This window comes from Streptomyces sp. NPDC048462 (assembly GCF_043200175.1).
Lineage (GTDB): Bacteria > Actinomycetota > Actinomycetes > Streptomycetales > Streptomycetaceae > Streptomyces.
The window spans coordinates 1-5,511 of the sequence record NZ_JBICXG010000063.1 but is presented as its reverse complement, the minus strand read 5'-3'; the positions used below and the strand labels follow the sequence as shown (position 1 = coordinate 5,511).

The following is a 5,511-nucleotide window of genomic DNA, read 5'->3' as shown; positions in this document are numbered from 1 at the left end:
ATGCACCGTGACGGCTCTCTGCTGTTCCCGGCGATCAATGTGAATGACGCGGTCACGAAGTCGAAGTTCGACAACAAGTACGGGTGCCGGCACTCGCTGATCGACGGCATCAACCGCGCCACGGACGTCCTGATCGGTGGGAAGACCGCGGTGGTCTGTGGTTATGGCGATGTGGGCAAGGGCTGCGCGGAGTCGCTGCGCGGCCAGGGCGCCCGGGTGATCATCACGGAGATCGACCCGATCTGCGCGCTGCAGGCGGCGATGGACGGCTACCAGGTCGCCACCCTCGACGATGTGGTGGAGCAGGCGGACATCTTCGTCACGACGACGGGCAACAAGGACATCATCATGGCCGGTGACATGGCCCGGATGAAGCATCAGGCGATTGTCGGGAACATCGGTCACTTCGACAACGAGATCGACATGGCCGGCCTCGCGAAGATCGACGGGATCGTCAAGGACGAGGTCAAGCCGCAGGTCCACACCTGGACGTTCCCGGACGGCAAGGTCCTGATCGTGCTGTCCGAGGGCCGCCTGCTGAACCTGGGCAACGCGACCGGTCACCCGTCGTTCGTGATGTCCAACAGCTTCGCGGACCAGACGCTGGCCCAGATCGAGCTGTTCACCAAGCCCGAGGAGTACCCGACCGACGTCTACGTGCTGCCCAAGCACCTCGACGAGAAGGTCGCCCGCCTCCACCTCGCCGCGCTCGGCGTGAGGCTCACGACGCTCCGCCCGGAGCAGGCCGCGTACATCGGTGTCGAGGTCGACGGCCCGTACAAGTCCGACCACTACCGCTACTGATCCCTTAACCGCGACGGCCTGCCGGTGACCGGCACAGTCACCACCGGTCAGCGACGACCGGACACCGGCAGGCCCCGCGGCCCAGGACCCGGAGCCCTCGGACGCGACAGCGTCCAGCAGCCCCGGTGACTCAGCAGCAAGGCGCAGCGCATCCGCTACGAACGCAGGCCCCCGCACCCCCGTGTCGGGGGCCTGCGTCGTACCGCACCCGCACAGCCCGAGGAACCCGAAGGACCCCATGCCCCGCGGCCGATATTCGCTCCACGATCTTCACGACCACACCCCCCTCGGTGAAGAGCACTTCCACTGCGCCCCCGGCCCCTCCGGCTGGCGCTATGTCTCCCAGACGACCGCCCCGTCCGGCGACCATCTCGGATCCATCGATCTCACCCTGGACGAACTCGGCCGCCCGATCCGTCTCGAACTCCACGCCGCGAGCTGGCAGGTACGCGGCGCCGCCCTCGAAGGCGTCACCTGGGTCCGCACCGATCCGACCGGCACCCACGCCAACGAGGGCAATGTCCGCGCCCACACTTTCACCGGCACTTCCCCCGCCTTCCTCGTCGCGACCGCCCGCCTGCTCCGCCTCACCCCCGATTCCCCCGCGACCCGGGTCCGTGTCGTCGCCTTCACGGACCCGGTCCTCGCCCCCCGTACCGTCGACCAGTCCTGGGCCCTGCTGAACAGTGAAGCGCACGCCACTGACAACGGGCCGCTGATCGTGGACGAATACCAGGTCAACGCCCTGGACACCGGCGAGCAGCACTCCATCCACCTGGCCGGCGACGTGGTCCTCTCGGCCCCGGGCATCGAGCTCGAAGAACTGGAGTCCCCGCCCTCGGCCCGCTAGGCAGTGTCTGACAAATGATCACGAACTGGTTTCGCGGAGCCAGAGGATCAGCGAAACCAGAACGACTCCGGCGCGGTAGCGGTCGGCGAGCTTGTCGAATCTGCTCGCGATCGTGCGGAACTGCTTGAGGCGTGCGAAGCATCGTTCGACCACGTTGCGCTCGCGGTAGACCTCCTCATCGAAGGCGGGCGCCCGACCGCCGAGGCGCCCTCGGCGCCGGCGGTTGGCCGCTTGGTCGCGGCGCTCGGGGATGGTGACTGCGATGCCGCGGCGCCGCAGCAGGTGCCGGATGGCCCGGCTGGAGTAGGCCTTGTCGCCCAGGACTCGGGTCGGTGTCCTGCGCGGGCGACCGGTACCGACTCTGGGAACGCGGATCCCTTCGAGAACCTGGCCGAAGGCGGTGGCATCGTTGACGTTGCCGGGCGTGAGCACGATGGACAGGGGCAGGCCCCGGCCATCGACGGCGAGGTGGACCTTGGTGGTCAGCCCGCCTCGGGACCGGCCGAGAGCCTGGAGCGTCTGCGAGCGGCCCGGATCTTCCAGTTCGTCCCCGTCTGCGGCCCCTTTTCGCGGGCGCCGGCGGCGTGCTGATGGGCACGGTTGACCGTGGAGTCGACGGCGACGGTCCACTCCACCCGGCCCACCGCGTCGTCGTGGACCTGGACGTGTTCCAGCAGCTTCGCCCAGGTCCCATCGGTGTCCCAGCGGGCGAACCGCTCGTAGACGGTCTGCCAGGGTCCGTACCGCTCGGGCAGATCGCGCCACGGAGCCCCGGTCCGCAGCCGCCACAGCACCCCGTTGACCACCTGTCGGTGATCACGCCACGGACGGCCACGTCCATCCACCCGCGGCATCAGGGGTTCTATTCGCTCCCACGCCGCTTCCGTCAACTCGCCTCGACCTGCCACAAGATCAATGATCGGAGTGCTGGTGCTCGGACTATCGCGCGGGGTCCGTCATGAAACGGCTCAGCCGGTAGGTGGTCGGCACCGCCAGGCGTCCGCACAGCGTGTCGATCCGAATCATCGACCCGTCGACTCCTGCTTCCCGAAGACGGCGCAACCTCGTACGCATCTCCGCCTGGTCCGGAGTCTCAACGACCACTTCCCACTGTCCCGCGTCCGACGCGGTGCGAGCAGCAAGCCGCTGCCGCGCGTCCCCCTGCCGCCGCCTTCTCTTCCCCTGTCCTGACACCTGACCAGAATCACTGGCTGGTGCCGGGACGGCAAGACAATTGGACCGAGCACGCACACTCTCGGTGATCATTTGTCAGACACTGCCTAGAGCGTCCCGCCGGCCAGGACGGGCGAAGGGCCCTACGCCGGTGGCGCGAACCCGGTGGCGGGCGGTGGCGCGGGATCCGTCCCGGGAGCGGTCGCACCCCCGGCCCCCACAGGCCGGACAGGCGATCCGGAGACGGGGTGGGCGGCAGGGGCCCCGGGCACAGCCCCCGAGCCCCACGGCTGCTCACCCACACCAGTACCCCCGCCTGCCCGACCGGGGCCGGGCGGAAGCCCCGCCTGCGGTCCCGTGCCGCCGGAGCTGCCCGAAGCGGCCCGGGAAGCGGCGAACATCCGGTGCGCGTCCCGGGTCTGCCGCTCGTTCACCACGGCTGCCAGGTACGCGGCGGCGGGCACGCCCACCGGCGCCGGAACCCCGGTCCGCCCGGAAAGCTCTCCCGCCAGCCGGCCGGCCATGGCCCGCCCCACGTCCGCGTCCAGTTGATGCATCCGCGTCAGGTACTGCCGTACCGCCAGCCACAGTTCGTCCGGAACCGCCGACAGATCCAGTCCGGCGAAGCGCCCCACCAGCCAGGGCGGCGGGGGCGGAACAGTGGCGGACCGGCCGGCCGGCAGCCGCTCACGGACGACGAGCGTCCCCGCGAAGACATCCCCGAGGCGCCTCCCACGCGCCGAAACCAGCGAGGCGACGGCAGCCACGACCCCGAGCGTCATGAGGATCTCGACCACACCCATCGCCCCGCGCACCAGCGCGTGCCGGAAGCGGATCGGCCCCCCGTCGTCCCGCACCACGCGCAGTCCGCACGCCAGCTTCCCCAGCGAACGGCCGTGGCTGAGCGTCTCCACCGCGATCGGGGCGCCGACCAGCACCAGCAGGAACGTCGCCACGGAGACTGCGGCGAACGCCGCCTCGTCAAGTCCTGCCGTCGCCACGGCCAGCCCGACCGACACCAGGACGAACGCCGTCCCCACCACGACCAGATCGATGGCCAGCGCCAGCGCGCGGCTCGGCAGTTTCGCCGGCTGCAGCCCCAGCACGACCGCGTCCCCGGTCACGAGCCCACTCATCCCCGCCCACCCTTCGCCGACCATCCCTGCCCCACGGGGCCACAGTCTGCCAAGCTGATCCGCAAACGCGCCGCAGTAGTACGGACCCGTACGCACCCATGCCTGGAGCAGCAGCCGCCCATGGACCTCGACGTCTTCGTCAACGCCCACCGCAGCGAGTGGGACCGCCTGGACCACCTCCTGCACCGCGGACGCAAGCTCACAGGCGCGGAAGCCGACGAGCTCGTCGACCTCTACCAGCGCACGGCGACCCATCTCTCCCTGATCCAGTCCAGCGCCCCGGACCCACTGCTCATCGCGCGCCTGACCCAACTGGTGGCCCGCGCCCGTGCCACGGTGACCGGCACCCGCCGAGCCTCGTGGCGGGACGCGGCGCGATTCCTCACCGCGGGTTTTCCCGCGGCGGTCTACCGGGCCCGGCACTGGTGGATACCCACAGCGGTTCTCTCCGTGCTCCTGGCCGCGCTGATCGGCTGGTGGATCGCCGCCCATCCGGAGGTCCAGTCAGCCATCGCGGCCCCGGACGACCTGCGCCGTATGACCAGCCCCGGTGGCGAGTACGAGACCTACTACTCGAGCCACCCCGCGGCCTCGTTCGCCGCCCAGGTCTGGACGAACAACGCCCAGGCCGCAGCCATGTGCCTGGTGCTGGGCGCATTCCTCTGCGTCCCGGTCATCTGGATACTCTTCCTCAACGTGCTCAACCTCGGCATAGGCATCGGCCTGATGTCCTCGGCCGGCCGGCTCGACACCTTCCTCGGCCTGATCCTTCCGCACGGCCTGCTCGAACTGACCGCCGTCTTCGTCGCGGCGGGAACCGGCCTCCGCCTGGGCTGGACGGTCATCGACCCCGGCCCCCACACCCGGCGCACAGCGCTGGCGCAGCAGGGCCGCGCCGCGATCGGCATGGCCATCGGACTTGCCCTGATCCTCTTCGTCTCGGGCGTCATCGAAGGCTTCGTCACCCCCTCCGGCCTGCCGACCTGGGCTCGTATCGCCATCGGGATCGCCGCCGAGCTGGCCTTCCTCGCGTACGTCTACATCCTGGGCGGCCGAGCCGCCCGAACCGGCGACGTCGGAGACATTTCCGATGCCGAACGGAGCGCCGAACTCCCGGTGGCCGCCTGATGTGCGTAGGCCTCTCCTGACCTGCTAGTCTCCTCCTCGCCCCAAAAAACCGTTGACACGGAGGACTGGGGGAGGTAGATTCGAACGGTTGCCTCGAACTGGACAAGTTCGGGCCCAGCAGTTAGTGTCATCTCGCTCTCACCGGAAATTGAATTTCCGCAGAGCCATTGATTCCCACTCTCAGGATCACGAAGCCGATTAGTTCGGCCGAAATGTTTCTGATAAAGTCGAATCAGCCGAAAGGCAAGGCCACTTCAACGGTCACCGGAAATCAAATTCGAACCGGAAACGGAACGAAATCGAGTCTGGTAAGGTTGAAACCGCTGGAAAGGGAAACGCGAAAGCGAAGAACTGGAAAGCGAAAATGCGAGGCCCGCTTCGACCGGGAATCGGACACGAAAGAGTCTGATAGAGTCGGAA

The 5,511-nt window shown here is 68.7% G+C and carries 4 protein-coding genes and 1 pseudogene; 3 read left to right on the top strand and 2 right to left on the bottom strand.

Features of this window, described 5'->3' with window-relative positions; translation table 11 throughout:
• Both ACGFU6_RS39220 and ACGFU6_RS39215 read left to right on the top strand, forming a co-directional pair.
• On the top strand, window positions 1–804 hold an 804-nt coding region (locus ACGFU6_RS39220; RefSeq protein WP_393617399.1), incomplete at its 5' end, for an adenosylhomocysteinase.
• A gap of 238 nt (window positions 805–1,042) precedes the next feature.
• Window positions 1,043–1,654 carry a hypothetical protein gene (locus tag ACGFU6_RS39215; protein ID WP_393617397.1) on the top strand — a complete coding sequence of 204 codons (612 nt, stop codon included), beginning with the start codon at window positions 1,043–1,045 and terminating at the stop codon, window positions 1,652–1,654.
• Here the strand turns inward: ACGFU6_RS39215 and ACGFU6_RS39210 are convergent.
• Both ACGFU6_RS39210 and ACGFU6_RS39205 read right to left on the bottom strand, forming a co-directional pair.
• Window positions 1,651–2,562 (bottom strand): annotated as a pseudogene (locus ACGFU6_RS39210) (IS5 family transposase). The gene ACGFU6_RS39215 and the pseudogene ACGFU6_RS39210 overlap by 4 nt on opposite strands.
• A gap of 408 nt (window positions 2,563–2,970) precedes the next feature.
• Window positions 2,971–3,963, bottom strand: coding sequence for an RDD family protein (locus tag ACGFU6_RS39205; RefSeq protein WP_393617395.1), 993 nt, complete (start codon window positions 3,961–3,963; stop codon window positions 2,971–2,973).
• Between the two features lie 120 nt (window positions 3,964–4,083).
• On the opposite strand from ACGFU6_RS39205, the gene ACGFU6_RS39200 reads away from it, so the two are divergent.
• The gene (locus ACGFU6_RS39200) at window positions 4,084–5,091 is read left to right on the top strand and encodes a stage II sporulation protein M (RefSeq protein ID WP_393617394.1); all 1,008 of its coding nucleotides are present in this window, start codon (window positions 4,084–4,086) and stop codon (window positions 5,089–5,091) included.
• The last annotated feature ends 420 nt before the right edge of the window (window positions 5,092–5,511 follow it).

Coding starts and splice junctions, on each gene's coding strand:
- ACGFU6_RS39215 (WP_393617397.1), top strand. CDS start 1,043: ATGCCCCGCGGCCGATATTCGCTCCACGATCTTCACGACCACACCCCC.
- ACGFU6_RS39205 (WP_393617395.1), bottom strand. CDS start 3,963: ATGAGTGGGCTCGTGACCGGGGACGCGGTCGTGCTGGGGCTGCAGCCG.
- ACGFU6_RS39200 (WP_393617394.1), top strand. CDS start 4,084: ATGGACCTCGACGTCTTCGTCAACGCCCACCGCAGCGAGTGGGACCGC.